14 protein-coding genes are annotated in these 16712 nt (G+C 76.9%); 4 read left to right on the forward strand and 10 right to left on the reverse strand.

Annotation, left to right across the window (positions count from 1 at the left end; translation table 11 throughout):
* Nucleotides 1-4 precede the first annotated feature (4 nt).
* Nucleotides 5-373 carry a helix-turn-helix domain-containing protein gene (locus O7633_RS13415; RefSeq protein WP_178066280.1) on the reverse strand — a complete coding sequence of 123 codons (369 nt, stop codon included), beginning with the start codon at nucleotides 371-373 and terminating at the stop codon, nucleotides 5-7.
* A gap of 97 nt (nucleotides 374-470) precedes the next feature.
* On the opposite strand from O7633_RS13415, the gene O7633_RS13420 reads away from it, so the two are divergent.
* The 3 genes from O7633_RS13420 to rocD all read left to right on the forward strand — a co-directional run bounded on the left by O7633_RS13420 (nucleotide 471) and on the right by rocD (nucleotide 3376).
* Nucleotides 471-1121: an NAD(P)H-binding protein gene (locus tag O7633_RS13420; RefSeq protein WP_282328064.1), complete on the forward strand. Its 651-nt coding sequence runs from the start codon at nucleotides 471-473 to the stop codon at nucleotides 1119-1121.
* A 225-nt stretch (nucleotides 1122-1346) separates the two neighbouring features.
* Entirely contained in the window at nucleotides 1347-2162 is an 816-nt protein-coding gene (gene ddaH, locus O7633_RS13425) for a dimethylargininase (protein ID WP_282328065.1), read from the forward strand.
* Nucleotides 2162-3376, forward strand: a complete 1215-nt coding sequence (gene rocD, locus O7633_RS13430; protein WP_282328551.1) for an ornithine--oxo-acid transaminase — start codon at nucleotides 2162-2164, stop codon at nucleotides 3374-3376. The genes ddaH and rocD overlap by 1 nt, the downstream gene beginning before the upstream one ends.
* Before the next feature lie 58 nt (nucleotides 3377-3434).
* On the opposite strand, the gene O7633_RS13435 is transcribed toward rocD, so the two are convergent.
* The 7 genes from O7633_RS13435 to O7633_RS13465 form a co-directional block, all read right to left on the reverse strand.
* Nucleotides 3435-4583: an FHA domain-containing protein gene (locus O7633_RS13435; RefSeq protein WP_282328066.1), complete on the reverse strand. Its 1149-nt coding sequence runs from the start codon at nucleotides 4581-4583 to the stop codon at nucleotides 3435-3437.
* Complete coding sequence (locus O7633_RS13440; protein WP_074472724.1) at nucleotides 4580-4873, reverse strand: 4a-hydroxytetrahydrobiopterin dehydratase; 294 nt, start codon at nucleotides 4871-4873, stop codon at nucleotides 4580-4582. The genes O7633_RS13435 and O7633_RS13440 overlap by 4 nt, the downstream gene beginning before the upstream one ends.
* Before the next feature lie 35 nt (nucleotides 4874-4908).
* Nucleotides 4909-5955: an acyl-CoA desaturase gene (locus O7633_RS13445; protein WP_282328067.1), complete on the reverse strand. Its 1047-nt coding sequence runs from the start codon at nucleotides 5953-5955 to the stop codon at nucleotides 4909-4911.
* A 144-nt stretch (nucleotides 5956-6099) separates the two neighbouring features.
* Nucleotides 6100-9789: a hypothetical protein gene (locus tag O7633_RS13450; RefSeq protein WP_282328068.1), complete on the reverse strand. Its 3690-nt coding sequence runs from the start codon at nucleotides 9787-9789 to the stop codon at nucleotides 6100-6102.
* 47 nt (nucleotides 9790-9836) lie between these two features.
* Nucleotides 9837-10157, reverse strand: a complete 321-nt coding sequence (cutA, locus tag O7633_RS13455; RefSeq protein ID WP_074472721.1) for a divalent-cation tolerance protein CutA — start codon at nucleotides 10155-10157, stop codon at nucleotides 9837-9839.
* A 9-nt stretch (nucleotides 10158-10166) separates the two neighbouring features.
* Nucleotides 10167-11192: a 1-acyl-sn-glycerol-3-phosphate acyltransferase gene (locus O7633_RS13460; protein WP_282328069.1), complete on the reverse strand. Its 1026-nt coding sequence runs from the start codon at nucleotides 11190-11192 to the stop codon at nucleotides 10167-10169.
* The gene (locus O7633_RS13465) at nucleotides 11192-12025 is read right to left on the reverse strand and encodes a patatin-like phospholipase family protein (RefSeq protein ID WP_278129165.1); all 834 of its coding nucleotides are present in this window, start codon (nucleotides 12023-12025) and stop codon (nucleotides 11192-11194) included. Before O7633_RS13465 ends, O7633_RS13460 begins: the two co-directional genes overlap by 1 nt.
* 153 nt (nucleotides 12026-12178) lie before the next feature.
* Here O7633_RS13465 and O7633_RS13470 point away from each other — a divergent pair, with 153 nt between their 5' ends.
* Nucleotides 12179-13741, forward strand: a complete 1563-nt coding sequence (locus O7633_RS13470; RefSeq protein ID WP_282328070.1) for a serine/threonine-protein kinase — start codon at nucleotides 12179-12181, stop codon at nucleotides 13739-13741.
* 22 nt (nucleotides 13742-13763) lie between these two features.
* Here O7633_RS13470 and O7633_RS13475 read toward each other — a convergent pair whose 3' ends face one another.
* A complete protein-coding gene (locus O7633_RS13475) occupies nucleotides 13764-14822 on the reverse strand; it encodes a glycosyltransferase family 4 protein (RefSeq protein WP_282328552.1) in 1059 nt (352 codons plus the stop codon).
* A 308-nt stretch (nucleotides 14823-15130) separates the two neighbouring features.
* Nucleotides 15131-16699 (reverse strand): trypsin-like peptidase domain-containing protein, encoded by a 1569-nt coding sequence (locus O7633_RS13480; protein ID WP_282328071.1) that lies wholly within the window; start codon nucleotides 16697-16699, stop codon nucleotides 15131-15133.
* Nucleotides 16700-16712 lie beyond the last annotated feature (13 nt).

Consider the following 16712-nt stretch of genomic DNA (forward strand, 5'->3'; position numbering starts at 1 on the left):
CGCCTCAGTCCGGTCGGGCGACGCCCTCCCGGGCGTCGAGAAGCTCGTCCCAGTGCTCGCGGTTCCAGGCGCAGACGGCCTCGATCGGGCCGAGCATGCTGCGGCCGAGCGGCGTGAGAGCGTACTCGACGCGGCGCGGCGGGCCGGGCTGCTCCGCGCGGCGCACCAGGCCGCTGGCCTCCAGCCGGCGTAGCGAGGCGGTGAGGGCCTTGGCGCTGACGCCGCGCAGCGGCACCCGCAGCTCGGAGAAGCGCCGGGGGCCGCCCTCCAGGCAGCGGATCACCATGCCGCCCCACTTGTCGCCGAACCGGAACGGCGACAGGTCCGACGGGCAGAGCGGATCGAACATCTCCGGATCCAGCGGCGTCACCATGGCACTCACCGTAATCGGTATCCGGGCGGTAACCGGCCCCCCGGCTAGCGTCGCCGCGGGGTCGCCGACGGGGCGACCGGAGCGAGGGGGTACGTCGATGAGCGGGATCGTCGTCTTCGGGGCCGGCGGCCGGGCCGGCCGGGCCGTGCTGGCCGAGGCGCGGGCGCGCGGCCACGAGGTGACCGCCGTGGTGCGGGATCCGGCCCGCCACCCCGCCCTGGCGGCCGAGCCGGGCGTCCGGGTCGCCACCGGCGACGTCACCGACGCGGGACAGGTCGCCGAGCTGGCGGCCGGGCACGACGCGGCGGTGCACGCCGCCGTCGACCTCGGCGTGCCGGCCGACGTCTTCTTCCCCGCCGCCGCCCGCGCGCTCGCGGCCGGGCTGGGGCGGGCCGGGGTGGGCCGGCTGGTGGTCGTCGGGCTGGCCGCCGTCCTGCCCACCGCGGCCGGGACCCCGCTGCTGGACACCCCGGGCTTCCCGCCGGAGTTCCGGTCGTTCTGCCTGGGGCACGGCGCCGGCACCGACGAGTTGCGCCGGGCCGGGGACGCGCCGGACTGGCTGGTGCTCAGCCCGGCCGGCGACTTCGACCACACCGGCCAGCCCGCCGGGGGCTACCGGTTCGCCACGGCGGACGGCGCGAGCCGGATCACCTACCCCGATCTCGCCCTCGCCCTGCTCGACGAGATCGACGCGCCCCGCCATCACCGGGTGCACCTGGGCGTAGAGGGCACGACGCCCCACGTGTGACGGCGGTAGTCGCCAGCGGCGGGGAGGAGACCGCCGGACAAGCGCGGGGGCGGCGACTACGCAACACATCGCCGACGTCGGGATCCGAGACGCAACGAATCGTCGGGCGACGCAACTTCCGGCGGTGGATGTCGTCGCTGCCCCCGCATACCGTTGGGCAACGGCGCCAGCCCGTGGGCCGAAGGTGGCCGGGCGCGCCCGACCCATGGGAGCAGGACAGTGACGATGGACGCCACCAGCCAGCGCTTTCTGATGTGCCGGCCGACGTACTTCGCCGTCGACTACGCGATCAACCCCTGGATGGACCCGACCGCCCCCGTCGACGCCGGCCTGGCCGTGCGGCAGTGGGAGCGGCTGCGGCAGGTCTACCGCGAGCTGGGCCACACCGTCGAGGAGATCGTGCCCGTGCCCGGCCTGCCCGACATGGTCTTCGCCGCCAACGGCGGCACCGTGATCGACGGCAAGGCGATGTCCGTGCAGTTCCGCGACCCGCAGCGCGCCGACGAGGCCCCGGCCTACCGGGCCTGGTTCGCCGCCGCCGGCTTCGAGCTGCACGACCCGAAGCACGTCAACGAGGGCGAGGGCGACGTCCTGCTCGCCGGGGACGTGCTGCTCGCCGGCACCGGGTTCCGCACGGCGCACGCCTCACACGCCCAGCTCCAGGAGGTCTTCGGCTACCCGGTGGTCACCCTGCAACTGGTCGACCCCCGCTTCTACCACCTGGACACCGCGCTCACCGTGCTCGACGAGCGCACCGTGGCGTACCTGCCGGAGGCGTTCTCGCCCGGCAGCCGGGCCGCGCTGCGCCGCCTCTTCCCGGACGCCGTCCACGCCACCGCCGCCGACGCCGAGGTGCTCGGCCTCAACGCCGTCAGCGACGGCCGGCACGTGGTGCTGCCGGAGCAGGCCACCGACCTGGCCGCGCGGCTGCGCGACCGGGGCTACGAGACCATCGGGGTCGACCTGTCCGAGCTGCGCAAGGCCGGCGGCGGACCGAAGTGCTGCACGTTGCGACTCCGTCAGGGAAAGGCGAGCAAGTGATCGTGGAAGACATGCTGCGGACGCCGGGGGCGGTCCGGGACGCCGAGCGCCACACCGCGCACAACTACCACCCGCTGCCGGTGGTGGTCAGCTCCGCCGAGGGCGCCTGGCTCACCGACGTCGACGGGCGGCGCTACCTGGACTGCCTCGCCGGATACTCGGCGCTCAACTTCGGTCACCGGCACCCCCGGCTGATCGCCGCCGCGCACGCCCAGCTCGACCGGCTGACCCTCACCAGCCGGGCGTTCGTCCACGACCAGTTCGCCGACTTCTGCCGGGAGCTGGCCGAGCTGTGCGGCAAGGACCTGGTCCTGCCGATGAACACCGGCGCGGAGGCCGTCGAGACCGGGATCAAGGTGGCCCGCAAGTGGGGCTACCGGGTCAAGGGCGTCCCGGCCGGGCGGGCGAACATCGTGGTGGCCGAGGGCAACTTCCACGGGCGTACGACCACCATCGTGAGCTTCTCCACGGATGAGGACGCGCGGGCCGACTTCGGGCCGTACACGCCGGGCTTCACCGTGGTCCCCTACGGCGACCTGACGGCGCTGGAGGCGGCGATCGACGACGACACCGTGGCCGTGCTGCTGGAGCCGATCCAGGGCGAGCAGGGCGTCGTGGTGCCGCCGGCCGGCTACCTGCCGGGCGTACGGCGGGTCTGCACCGAGCGGAACGTGCTGTTCCTCGCCGACGAGATCCAGTCCGGCCTGGGCCGCACCGGGGCGACGTTCGCCTGCGACCACGAGGACGTGGTGCCCGACATGTACCTGCTCGGCAAGGCGCTGGGCGGCGGCATCGTGCCCGTCTCCGCGGTCGCCGCGAACGCCGACGTGCTCGGGGTGCTCCAGCCCGGCCAGCACGGCTCGACGTTCGGCGGCAACCCGCTGGCCTGCGCGGTGGCCACCCAGGTCGTCCGGCTGCTGGCCACCGGCGAGTTCCAGCGCCGCTCGGCGGAGCTGGGCGAGCGGCTGCACGCCGGGCTGCACGGCCTCGTCGGCCGGGGCCTCGTCGCCGTGCGCGGCCGGGGGCTCTGGGCCGGCCTCGACATCGACCCGGCGCTGATGACCGGCCGGCAGGCGTGCGAGCGGCTGATGGCCCGCGGCGTGCTGGCCAAGGACACCCACGGCTCCACGATCCGGCTCGCCCCGCCGCTGGTCGTCACCGCCGAGGAGATCGACCACGCGGTCGCCCAGCTCGCCGCCGTGCTGACCGACTGACCGTACGACGTCGCGGGGGCGCCGGGCCACTGCCCCACGCCCCCGCGACGCGCCCGGCTCACGGCCGGGGCAGGCGCATCGCCATGGTCGGGGCCTCGGCCATCACCGAGGTCGGGGTGAACGGCGCGCCCGAGGGCAGCTCGTCGGCGCGACCGACCTGCACCCCCGGATAGAGCTCGACCATGTCGCCGGCGGACAGCACCCGCGACTGCTGCGGCTTGAGCGCGATCCGGTCCGCCTCCGCCATCGAGCCGCCGGGGCGCACCCCCGACCCGTTGGTGCTCACGTCGGTCACGATCACCTCGCCGACGCGGAGCTCGAAGCGGACGTGGCCGCGGCTGATCCAGCGCCGCGCCTCGTCGTTGAGCCACTGGCCGAGCACGATCCCGCCCCGCTCCTCCGGCGCGCGCCCGACCAGCACCGGCTGCTCCTCGGTGAGCACGAACCGGCGGCGGATCAGCCCGCCGATGCGTACGGCCAGCACCTCCGTGCGGGGCCGGGGCCCGGCGTCGCCGAGCCGCGCGCCGTGCCGGGGGCAGGTCGGCACGCCGCCGCGCAGGGCGGGTGGCGGCTGCCCGGCCGGGGCCCGCTCGACCCGGGCCAGGTCGGCGAACGCGCCGCCGCCCCCGCCGCCGAACAGCGCGCAGCCCGGCTCCGGGCAGCGCCACTGCCGGGCGAGCAGCTTCTCCCCCGTCGCCGAGCGCGTGCCGGCGACCGGCACGTTGCCGCCGCCGACGTGGGCGATGAACACCGGCCCGCCCGCGCCGGGCACCGGGGCGAGCACCCGGCCGGGCTGCTCGACGGTCCACGGGAACCGGCCGCGCAGGCCGTCGAAGCGGGCCCGGCTGAGCACCGGCAGCCCCAGCAGGTCGGCGACCTCCAGCATCCGGTCGCCCGGGTGGTCGAGCACCTCCACCAGGCCGTCGTCGGCCCAACGGCGCACCACCATCCGCTCGTTGGAGGTGAGGTCGGGGTCGGAGAGCAGGGCGCGGTGCACGATCGCGTACACCGGGACGCTGTCCTCCTCCAGGTCGCGGGCGAGCGCGTCGATCACCATGCCGAGCCGGAGCAGGTTCGCCGGACGGCCGCCGTCGAGGTCCTGGTAGCGGATCACCTCGGCCAGGTCGAGGACGGCCCGCGCCAGCGACGGGTCGGTGCAGACCCGCCCCTCGATGGCGTCGAGCACCTTGCTGATCTCGAATCTCATCGGGCACTCCGGACGATGTCGTCGATGCGCCGCGCCAGCTCCAGGTCCCGGTGGGTCACCCCGCCGGCCGAGTGGGTGACGCAGCGGAAGGTGAGGGTCCGCCACCGGATGTCGATGTCGGGATGGTGGTCGAGCTCCTCGGCCACCTCGGCGACCCGGTCGACCACCGCGACGGCCGCCGGGAAGCTCGCCAGCTCGACGGTGCGACCGATCCCGGTGGGATCCCCCGTCCAGCCGGCCAGCCCGCCCAGCCCGTCTCGCACCGCCTCCGCGGTGAGCACGTCTGCCATGGCCAGACCCTACCTGCCAGGGCCGACCGGGCGGCTCAGCCCCGCAGCGGGCGGCCCACCTCGTGCAGGTGGGCCAGCGCCTGCCGGTACGACTCGACCAGCCCGGTCTCGACGTACGGCACCCCGTGCTCGGCGCAGAACGCCCGCACGATCGGCCGGGCCCGGCGCAGGTTGCCCCGGGGCATGTTCGGAAACAGGTGGTGCTCGATCTGGTAGTTGAGCCCGCCCAGCGCGACGTCGACGAACCGGCCGCCCCGCACGTTGCGCGAGGTGAGCACCTGCTTGCGCAGGAAGTCCAGCTCCTCGCCGGCTCTCGGCATCGGCATGCCCTTGTGGTTCGGGGCGAACGCGCACCCCATGTAGAGCCCCCACAGCCCCTGGTGCACGGCGACGAACGCCAGCACCTTCCCCGGCGGCAGCACCGCGAACAGCAGGCCGAGGTAGCCGGCCGCGTGCAGCGCGAGCAACAGCCCCTCGACGGCCCGGTGCCGCACCGGGGTGGCGTACCGGCCGTCGGGCGTGCGCCCCAGCAGCGCCCGCACGCTCGCCACGTGCAGGGCCAGCCCCTCCAGCAGCAGCATCGGGAAGAACAGCCACGCCTGCCGCCGGGCCAGCCGCCGGCCGATGCCCCGGGTCGCGGCGGCCTGCTCGTACGACCAGACCAGCGCCCCGGCCCCGACGTCCGGGTCCTCGTCGTGGTGGTTGGGGTTGGCGTGGTGCCGGTTGTGCTTGTCGACCCACCAGCCGTAGCTGAGGCCGACCGCGAGGTTGCCGGCGAGCAACCCGGCCACCTCGCTCGGGCCCCGGCGGCGGAACATCTGCCGGTGGCCGGCGTCGTGCCCGAGGAACGCCACCTGGGTGGTCGCCACGGCCAGGCCGGCCGCCACCGCGAGCTGCCACCAAGAGTCGCCGACCAGCGGCACCGCCACCCAGCCGGCGACGAAGGCGGCCAGCGTCAGGACGATCCGGGCGGCGTACCCGGCGGGCCGGCGGTCGAGCAGGCCCGCCTCGTTGATCCGTCTGGACAGTCGTGCGTAGTCGCTGCCCCGCCGCGCCGGCGGGTCCGCTGTCGCTGCAAGCATGATGGGAGCTCCCCGCATCTCGACACCCGGGCTGCGCCGGACGGCGGGCCCTGATGTCGAGTCTCGCGGCAACGGTAGCTCTGGGTAATCCGGGCAGCACCCGCATCCGGGGTGGGGTGCTCCCCACCCCCGCCGGCCCCGCCGTCAGCTCATCCGTCCCACCGCCGCCCGGAACCGGGCCAGGTCGCGGCGACGCCGCTCGTAGGTCGCGGCCAGGCCGATCAGCGCCAGCCCGCCGACCGCCAGGAAGATCCACCGGGGCAGCAGGTCCCAACCGCGGGCCAGCTCGTGCAGCGCGAGCAGGACGAGGGTGACCCCGCCGAGCAGCACCGGGGCCTGCCATCGGCGGGCCGCGCCGGCCAGCACCACGGCCAGCGCGCCGGCCCCGAGCAGCAGCCGCCGCCAGGGCTGTGGGTCGGGCGCGAACAGCACCGACACCCCGCTGGGCAGCAGCGCGGCGACCAGCCCCGGGCCCAGCGCGAGCCAGCTGTTCAGGCCCGGCCGGGTGCGCAGCGCCACCGCGCCCGCCGCCAGGGCCAGCCCCGCCGCCGGCAGGGTGTACGCCTCCAGCAGCACCACCCCGCCCGCGGCCAGCAGCAGCCAGGCGCCGAGCAGTTCGCTGCCCCCGGCGACGCCCGCGAACGCCCAGCGCCAGCCCACCGGCTCGCCCCGGCGCAGCAGCCGCAGCCCCACGGCGGCCCCCCAGAGCACGCAGACCGCGGCGGCGTAACGGGGCGACCCGACGGCGAGCAGCACCGCCAGCAGGGCGACGGCCTGGGCGGCCACGTCGAGCACCCGGCCCCGCAGCCGGTCGGCGGCCGGCAGGGCGGCGGCGGCCAGGACCAGCACCGCCACCGCCAGGACGGCGAAGGAGGCCCCGCGCAGCGGCAGGCCCGCCGCCCGCGCGGCGGTGACCGCGAACCCGGTCGCCGAACCGACCGCCACCAGGGCACCGGCCAGCCGGGCCACGCCCGTGCGGCCCGCGACGGCGGCCACCACGGCGGCGACCACCAGCGTCCCGAGGCCGGTGAGCGTGCCGGCCCGGGTGGCGAGCAGCCCGACCAGCCCGGCCACCGTGGCCACCAGCCCCACCGGCACGGTGACCGCGACGAGCAGCGGCCGGGGCCGGGCCAGCGCGGCAGCCAGCAAAGCGGCCACCCCGATCCCCAGCAGGACCGCCGGCACCACCGGCCACGGCGCACCGGCGGCGGCGTGCAGCACCGGCGTCGCCGCCGCGGCGAACGGCAGCGCGAACAGCACCGCGTCGCCCGGCCCCGCCACCCGGGGCGGCGGCCCGCCGGCCGGATCGACCGTCGCCCGGCCGGGCGCGCGGCCCGCCAGCGCGGCGGCCAGGGTCAGCACGAGCAGGGCCACGCCGGCCGGGGTGGCCCCCGGGACCGGGCCGCCGGTGGGCGCGCCCGACCACGGCGCGGCCACCTCGCCGTACGGGGCGACGAGCACCCGCGCGAGCACCCCGGCGGAGGCGGACAGCGCCACCGCGAGCAGCCCGAGGCCGCTGACCAGCGGCGCTCCCGCAGGCCGGGTGCCCGGCCCGGCGAGCACGGTCAGCAGGACCGCCACGGCGGCGTAGAGCGCCACCGGCTCGTCGACCGGTACGACCAGGGGGGCCAGCGCCACCAGCACGGACCCGGCGGCGAAGGCGACGGAGGCGTACCCGGTCAGCTCGGGCCACCGGCGGCGGACGGCGACCAGCGCGACCAACGGCAGCCCGACGGCGGCGAGGGCGGCCCGCGCCTGCCACCAGGGCGGCACCCCGACGGCGAAGAGCGCGACGGTGACCGCCGCCGGCACCGCCAGCAGCGCGGCGGCCAGGGCGACCCCCGCGACGCCCCGCCGGACGCCGCCGGCCCGCCGGCCCACGGCGGCGACGGCCGCCCCGAGCGGCACGACCGCGCCGAGCAACGCCGCCTCCCCGGCCGGGTAGGCCAGGCCGACCAGGAGCGCGTGCCCGACCAGCGCCGCGCCGGCGACCGCCGCCGCCAGCACGCCCCACCAGGGCCGGGCCCGGGTGACGGCGAACAGCAGCAGCCCCGCGCCGACGACCAGGCCGGCAGCCGGCACCACCGGCCACGGCACCGGCCCGACGCCCGACACGCCGAGGGTGGCGAACGCGACGGCGGCCACCCCGATCACCGGCCACGCCACCCGGGGCAGCAGCACCGCCAGGGCGAGGGCCGCCGCCGCCACGGCGACCGGGACCTGCCACCCCCAGGGCAGGTGCGGGCCGACGGCGACGCCCGACCAGGGCGGCAGCACCCGACCCACCGCGACCGCACCCAGCACCACGGCGAGCACGGCACCGACCTGCGCCGCCCCGGCCGCGACCACCAGGGCCCCGGCCCTCGGCCCGGCACCGACCCGGCCGGGCAGCGCCCGGACCGCCCCGGCCAGCGCCAGCGCGACGAGCGCCGTGGCCACCGTCAGCAGCCCCGGGCGCAGCTCCGCCACCGGCCGCAGCAGCGCCAGGCCGAGCACCGGGACCAGCGCCCCGGCCGCGGCGACCCGGAACAGCCGGCCACCGGCGACCAGCGCCGCGCCGAGCAGGGCCAGGCTGACCAGGAGCAGGGGCCCGCCGGCCAGCAGCGGCGACCCGGCGGCCCGGCCCACGGCGAGCGGCACCAGCGCACAGCCGGCCGCGACGAGGAGCGCGCCGCCGTAGCCGAGCCAGGCCAGCACCCGGCCGGCGGCGGGGGCCGACCCCCCGGCGGCCCCCGCCCCGACCGGCGCTCCCCCGACCGGCGCTGTCGCCGACACCGCCGCCGGCTGGACCGGTGCCCCCGGCGGAACCGGGGCCGCTATCGGGGCGGGGGCCGGCGTCGAGACCGGGGCACGGTCGCGCAGGGCGGCGACCACGGCGAGGTTCAGCGCCGCGACGCCGACGAACACCACCGTCCAGCCGGCCGCCGACGGGTGGGCCGGGCCGGCCAGCAGCGGCAGCACCGGCTGCACGGTGCACAGCGCCGCGAACCACGGCACCGTCAGCCGGGTCAGCCGTCCGTAGCCCGCCGCCAGCGCCGCGCTGGCCCCCCCGACCAGCGCGGCGTAGCGGGCACCGGGCCAGCCGGCCACCCCGAACAGGTCCACCGACCAGGCGGCGTACCCGTCGAGCACCACCAGCAGCAGCCCCACGGCGGCGAACGTCTCCGCCGTGCCGCGCAGCCCGCGCCGCGCCGCGATCGGCGGCACGGCCAGGGCGAGCGCGGTGAACGCGAGCAGGATCAGCGCCCGGCCGGCGACGCCCACCGTGGCCCAGGCGACCGCCGTGAAGACCACCGCCGCCGTGCCGAGCAGCAGGCCGCCGAGCACGAAGAGCAGCCCCTGCACCGTGCGGGTGGAGGTCTCCGCCCCGCCGACCGACGCCGGCCGCTGCGGCGGCACCGGCCCGACCGGCGCGGCCGGCACCGGGCCGGGCAGCCGCACCGCGGGGCCCGGCGGCCGCACCTGTCCGCCGGACACCGGCGACGCGGGGCCGGGCAGCCGCACCTGAGGCCCGGCCGCCGGCACGGGGGCCGGCGCGACGGGGGGCGGCGGCACGGCAGCCGGCCCGGCCGGGCGCAGGGCGCCGACCGGGGTCGCCGCGCGGACCCGGGCCGCCAGGTCCGCCCGGCGGGCCTGCGCCGACCGCACCGACCCGACCAGGTCGAGGTACGCCCGCCGGGCCTGCTCCGCCTGCCCGGAGAGCACGACGATCTCCCGGTCGAGCCGGATCACCTCTGCGGCGGTCGGGTCGGGTGCCCGCCCGCAGCGCCGGCAGCCGACGCTCAGGTCGGCCGGGGCGCCGCACGCCGGGCAGGGGTAGCCACTCGTTTCCACCCGGCCATCATGGTGCCCTGGTCAAGACCCACCCAGAGTGCGCGTACTCAGGGCCGGGTCTGCTCGTGCACCCAGGCCGTGTAGTCGGGGTTGCCGCTGTCCACCCGGGTCACCAGGACCTCCGGAACTTCGTACGGATGGCTGAGGCGGATGTGGTCGACCAGCGCCGGAACCCGGTCCGGGGCGGTCTTGAACAGCACCGACCACTCGGTGGTCGTCTCCACCGCGGACCGCCACCAGTAGGTGCTGTCCACCTGGCCGCCCACCTGCGCGCAGGCGGCCAGCCGACCGGCGACCGCGGCCGCCGCGAGCACGTCCGCGACCGAGCGGCTGTCCACCACGGTCGTCACCACGCTGATCTGCTCCACGAGCGCACCCTACGCGTCGTCGACGTCCCCGTCGTGGTGCGCCGCGATCCATTCGTCGATGCGTGACCACCAGTCGAACAGCCAGTCAACGCGCTCCTGGCGGCCGGCGGGGATCTCCTCCGGGGGCACCGACCAGAACCGCATGATGATCCGCTTGTCCATCGGCAGCTCGCGCCACACGTCGGCGACGGTGAGCATCCGGTCGAGGCCGGTGTGCGCCACGAAGATCACCCCGGCGTCGGGGGCGGCGTCCAGCGCGGCGAGCAGCCCGCCCGGCTGCGGGGCGAGCACGTGCCGCATCCGCTCCGCCCGCAGCGCCATCTGCTCCAGGCCGCGCGACCGCAGCCGGGCGATGGCCCGCAGCCGGCGGCGCGGGGTGAAGTTGCCCCCCTCGGGGAAGATCACGAAGGCGTCGTCGTCGTCGAGGCCGGTCGCCAGGTGGCCGATCTGCTCGGTCACCGGCTCGCGCCGGTCGGAGGCCGGGGCGAGGAACCGGTTGGGCAGCCGGTTGAGCAGCACGTCGATCGCCGGGTCCCACTGGAGGCTCTCCTTGAGCACGATCCGGGGCTCCCGGTGGAACCAGTTGACCAGCGCGTGGATCAGGATGAACGAGTCGCCCGGCCCGGCGTGCCGGCAGAGCACCAGCTCCGGGCGGCCGGGCAGCGCCGTGTCGGGGTCGGTGCCGACCACGTCGATGCGCAGCCGCAGCGTCCACCGGGCCTGCCAGAAGAACACCTGGAGGAAGTGACCGGCGAGCACGTAGTGCGCCCGCTGGAACGGCGGCGTCCGCTTCCACACCCCGAAGCCGGAGGCCACCCAGAGCACGAACAGGGCCAACAGCGCCGCCGCGTCCCAGACCAGGTAGACGCAGCCGATCCAGAGCAGGCGCAGCGGCCGTAGCCGGCCGGGGACCAGCGGGGACAGCGCCAGGGCGGCGAACGCCCAGACCGGCAGGCTGGTCACCACGGCCACGGCGAGCAGCACCACACCGGGCGCCAGCAGCAACCGGCGGACCCATCGGGGCGGCAGCGGCATCAGCGGTCCAGGTGGGTGGCCAGGTAGCGGCGGGAGGCCGTGTACGCGCGGCTGATCCGCCGCCCCACCGCCGCCATGTCCCGGTACGCCCACGGGCTGTCCTCACGCGGCCCCGGCCCCCCGGTGGGCAGCACGTGCACCCGCACCCCGTCGGGCAGCGCCGCCATCTCCCGGGAGAACCGGTGCCGGCGGGCGATCTCGAACGCCACCTGGGCGATCTCCCAGGGCCGCCGGGGCGGCGTCAGCTCCCGCTCGATGCGGCCCACCTGGAGCACGAAGACCTCCCGCGCCCCGGCCTCGACCGCCGCGCCGATCGGGATGGAGTTGACGATCCCGCCGTCGATGAAGTGCTGCCCGTCGATCTCGGTGGGCGGCAGCAGCCCCGGCACGGAGGCGGAGGCGAGCACCGCCGGCACCAGCGGGCCGGCGTCGAACCAGTGCTCGGCGGCCCGCTCGATGTGCGCCGCGCAGCAGCGGAACGGCACCCGCAGGTCGGCGAAGGTGGTCTCCTCGCCCAGCTCGGCCTCCAGCAGCCGGCGCAGCGGCCGGGGCGAGTGCAGGTGGGTGCGGGCGGCGAAGCGGCGCAGCTGCCGGGCGACGGAGTCGCCGTACACCTCGCTGGCCTCGGGGGACGCCCAGAGCCGGACCAGCCGGTCGGTGACCGCCTCGGTCGGATCGGCCGCGACGAGCGCCCCGTTGACCGCCCCGATCGAGGTGCCGAGCACCAGGTCCGGGCGGACGTCGGCGCGGAACAGGGCGCGCAGCATGCCCACCTCGACCGCGCCGAGGACTCCCCCGCCGCCGAGCACGAACGCCACCGGACCGCTGACCATGCCGTTCATCCTGGCACGCGGGGTCACGCCGGCCGTCCGGTGCCCGGGCGCGCCCGTCCACGCGCCGGTCGGGTGAGACCGGACGGGCGTTGACAGGCCGGACACATTCGCGCAACCTGATACCGCCCCGACCTCAGGCAGGTGCGATCCGTCATGGCAACACTGCACGCCGGCAGGCTGCTGGCCCGCAGGTACCGACTCATCGACCAGATCGGCGCGGGTGGCATGTCGGTCATCTGGCGGGCCCGCGACGAGGTTCTCGACCGCACGGTCGCCCTGAAGGTGCTCGCGCCCTCGCTCGCGGCGGACGCCCGGTTCCGCGACATGGTCCGCGAGGAGGCCCGATCCGCCGCGCAGCTCGTCCACCCGCACGTGACGTCGGTGCACGACTACGGCGAGACGCTCGCCCCGGACGGCAGCATCACCTCGTTCGTGGTGATGGAGCTGCTCGCCGGGGAGGAGCTGGAATACCGGCTGACCGAGGGCCCGCTGCCCTGGCCGGAGGCGGTGGAGATCGGCGCCCAGGTGGCCGAGGCGCTCGCCGCCGCGCACCGGCTCGGCATCGTGCACCGGGACATCACCCCGGCCAACGTGATGATGACCCCGGTCGGCGCGAAGGTCCTCGACTTCGGCATCGCCACCCACGTCGGCGCACCGGACGAGGACGAGGACGGCGGCACCTTCGGCACGCCCGCGTACGTCGCGCCGGAGCGGCTGGACGGGGCCCCGGCGCAGCCGGCCACCGACATCTACTCGCTCGGCGTGCTGCTCTACGAGACCCTGACCGGGCAGGTGCCGTACCCGGCGGACACCTGGGAGCAGCTCGGCGCGGCCCTGGCCGGCGGCGACGAGCCCCCGCCGCTGGAGGTGCCGGGCCTGCCGCCCGAGGTGGTCCGGATCTGTCTGCGCTGCCTGTCCCGGCAGCCACGGGACCGGCCCACCGCGCACCAGGTGGCCCTCGCGCTGCGCGACCAGCTCCTGCCGGCCGACCCGCAGGCCGCCACCATGCTCGCCCCGACGATGACCCTGCCGTCGATCGTCGCCCCGCCCGCCGCGCCGCCGGCCCCGGCCGGTCCGCCCGCCCCGACGTCGGCTCCCCCGCCGCCGGCCGCGCCCCCCGGGGCGGCCCCGGCGGGTGGCACGCCCGGCCCCGCGTCGTCCCCGCAGCCCGCCGGGGCCGCATCGCAGGGCCGGTCCCGGCGTCGCTGGGCGGTGCCCGTGGTGGCGGCGGGGGCCGCGGTGGCGGCGGCGGGGGCGCTCCTGTGGCCCAGGCCCGACGAGCAGCCCGACCCGATGCCCCGGGCGCTGCCCACGGAGTCGCCCGCCGGGGAGTCGCTGGGGACGGCGCCGACCCGGTCGCCGAGCGCGCCGCCGACCACGACCCGGCCGCCCGCCCGGCCCCGGGCCACCCCCTCGGCCGCGCCGACGACCACGCCGCCCGCCCCGGCCGGCGGCAGCGTGACCGAGGTGGCCAGCGACATCGGGCAGCTCATCGACACGGGGGTGGACGACGGCGGGATCCGCGTCGACGTCGGCACCGACATCCGCAACCTGCTCGGCCACGCCGTCGAGGCCACCGGCCCGAGCGACCTGGCCGCCGCCGTGCAGCGGGCCCGCGACAAGGTCGCCGAGCGGCAGCGCGAGGGCAGCATCACCCCCGCGTACGCCCGCCAGCTCGACACCGCGTTCCAGCGGCTCGGGGCGGCGCGCCTGTGACCCGTCCCGGCCGGCGCGACGGTCAGCGGGCCGGCACCGGAATCGGCCGGCTCGGCGGGGCGGGCGCGAACCCGTGCAGGAAGTCGCGGTAGACCGCCTCGTAGCCCTGCGCCATCCGGGCCGTGGAGAAGTTCTCCGCGACGTGCGCCACGCAGTCGGCCGGGTCCAGCCGGTCGACCTGCCGCAGCGCGCCGGGCAGGTCGTCGGGGCGGTCGCAGACCAGCCCGGTGACGCCGGGGCGGACCAGCTCCGGCACGGCGCCCCGGCGCAGCGCCACCACGGGCGTGCCCGTCGCCATCGCCTCCAGGATCACCATCCCGAACGGCTCCTCCCACTGGATCGGCATGATCAGGCAGCGGGCGTCGACGAGCATCCGCAGCGCGGCCGCCCGGTCGGCGTTGAACACCACTGTCACGTCGTCGTCGAGCATCGGCTCCACCACCTGCTCGTAGTAGCGACGCTCGGCGGGCTCGTTGCACTTGCCGGCGAGGACCAGCGGCAGGCCCGCCGCCCGGCAGGCCCCGATCGCCACGTCCGGCCCCTTGTCGGGGCTGAACCGGGCCAGCCAGAGCACCGGGCCACGCCCCGGGGCGGTCTTGTGCGGCACGTCGGCGACGTCGAGCGCGTTGTGCACGGTGCCGACCCACGGCAGCCCGGGGTTCAGCCGCCGCTGGGTGTGCGAGATGGCGACCAGGCCGACCCCCTGGTCGGTGTCGCTGAGCACGGTGCCGTACTCGCCGACCGGGTTGCCGTGCACGGTGGCCACCGTGGGCACCGCCCGCCGGCCGGCGACCAGCGGGCCGATCGTGGTGTGGTCGTGCACGACGTCGAAGTCGGCCGGCGAGACGAGGTGGCCGACGTGGGCCAGGTGGGCCAGCTCGGGCAGCGCCTCGCCGAGCCGGTCGTACTGGAGCTCGTCGCAGGTGGCGACGTAGCCGGCCCGGGTGCCGTGCCGCCGGCCCGCCCCGAAGACGGTCACCGCGTGCCCCCGCTCGACCAGCGCGTCCGCCAGGCCGGCGACGACCTGTTCCAGGCCGCCGTAGCCGGGCGGCGGCACGGTCAGCCACGGCGGGACCACCATGGCGATCCGCAGCGGCCGTTCCTCCGAGCGGTCGAGCGGCAGGTGGTTCACGGCCACGAGTCCTCCCCGGTGGTCCCAGCGCGCGTGGTCTGCGGGCTTTCCCGGCCCCGGTCGGGCCAAACGGAGCGGGCCCGGCACGGGCGGAGCCGGACGGCCGGGGGTGAGCGCGACTCACCCGGTCCGGGTGAACGGCCTGCGCCGGCGACGGCTCCGGGGGGGTCGGGAAGGGCGAAGGGCGGCGGGTGACGAAGCCAACCCCCTTGGCTCCGCCACCCACCGCCCTTCGGGAGGAGGTAGGTCTGCTGTCGTTACGACGTTTCGGCGAGCGTCACGGTTGCCGTCGCCGCCGATCCATTTCGCTGGTACTGCACCTCGACCCGGTCGCCGACCTTGCGGGCCTGGACCGCGCCCACCAGGTCGTCGGAGTCGTTGATCACGGTGTCGCCGAACTTGGTGATCACGTCGCCCTGCCGGATGCCGGCCTTCTCGGCGGCGCTGCCGGGGGTGACGGACGCGACCACCGCGCCGCCGTTCTCGGCCGGGCTCACGCTCACCCCGAGCGAGGGGTGGCTGACCTTCTCGCCGCGCTGGAGCTTGCCGGCCACGTCCTTGGCCTTGTTGCTCGGGATGGCGAAGCCGACGCCGATGTTGCCGGTGCTCTGCCCGGAGGTGGCGATGGCGGTGTTGATGCCGATCACCTCGCCCCGCGTGTTGACCAGCGCGCCCCCGGAGTTGCCCGGGTTGATCGGGGCGTCGGTCTGGAGCAGCCCGGCGATCGAGCTGACCCCCTGCCGCGGGTCCTGCTGCTGACTCTCGCCGGCCTGGATGGTGCGGTCCCGGGCGCTGATGATGCCCGAGGTGACCGAGCCCTGCAGACCCAGCGGGCTGCCCAGGGCGAGCACCTGGTCGCCGACCTGCATCGCGTCGCTGTCGCCCAACGTGGCGGCCTTCAGCCCGCTGACCCCGCCGGCCTTCACCACGGCCAGGTCGGTCTTCGGGTCGGTGCCGACGATCTCCGCGTCGGCGGTCTTGCCGTCGGCGAAGACCACCTTGACGGTCTTGCCCGAGGCGGACGCGACCACGTGGTTGTTGGTCAGCACGTAGCCGTCCTCGGAGAGGATGACCCCGGAGCCCTCGCCGCTGCCGGTGCTGATCGAGACCACGCTGTCCTGCACGGACGCGGCGATCTTCGGCAGGTCGGCGCTGTTGAGCACCGGCGCGGCCGAGTAGGTGCGGGTGATCCCGCCCGAGTTGCCGTCGACGGCGAGCGCGAGCGCGCCGCCGGCCACGCCGGAGCCGAGCATCAGCGCGAACACCGCCACCCCGGCGCCCGCCAGCTTGGCCACCCGGCTCGGCTTCGGGGCCTGCGCCCACGCCGGCACCGGCTGGCCGGGGTGCTGCGGCGGCACCGGGCCGCCCGGGTACGCGGGACCGCCGGCGTGCGGGGCGTACCCGGGGGCCGCCGGACCGTGCTGGCCCCCCGCGGCCCAGCCGGAGTGCTGCCCGGCGGAGTGCTGCCCGGCGTGCTGGGGCTGCCAGGGGCTGTTGGGGTACGGCCCGGCCGGCTGCGGCTGCCCCGACACCGGGTACGGCGGCGCGGACGGGGTGGCCGGGCCGCCGTACGGCTGCGCGCCGGAACCCGGGGCGACGGGCCCGGAGACGGGGGCGGCGGGCCCGGCGGGGGCGTGCTGCCCGGCGGCCGGCGCGGCGGGGCCGGGGTAGGTGGGGTGGGCGGCGGGCGCGGCCGGAGCGGCGGGCTCGACGGCCGGGGAGTCGGACTGCCCGGTCTCGACGCGGGACAGCTCGGCGGTGGGGTGCGACGGCTCGGCGTCGGAGGGCGCCGGTCGCCGCTGCGGGTCGGTCTCGTACTCGGTCATGCATCCACCTTCT

The sequence above is a fragment of the Micromonospora sp. WMMD712 genome, assembly GCF_029581295.1.
Lineage (GTDB): Bacteria > Actinomycetota > Actinomycetes > Mycobacteriales > Micromonosporaceae > Micromonospora > Micromonospora carbonacea.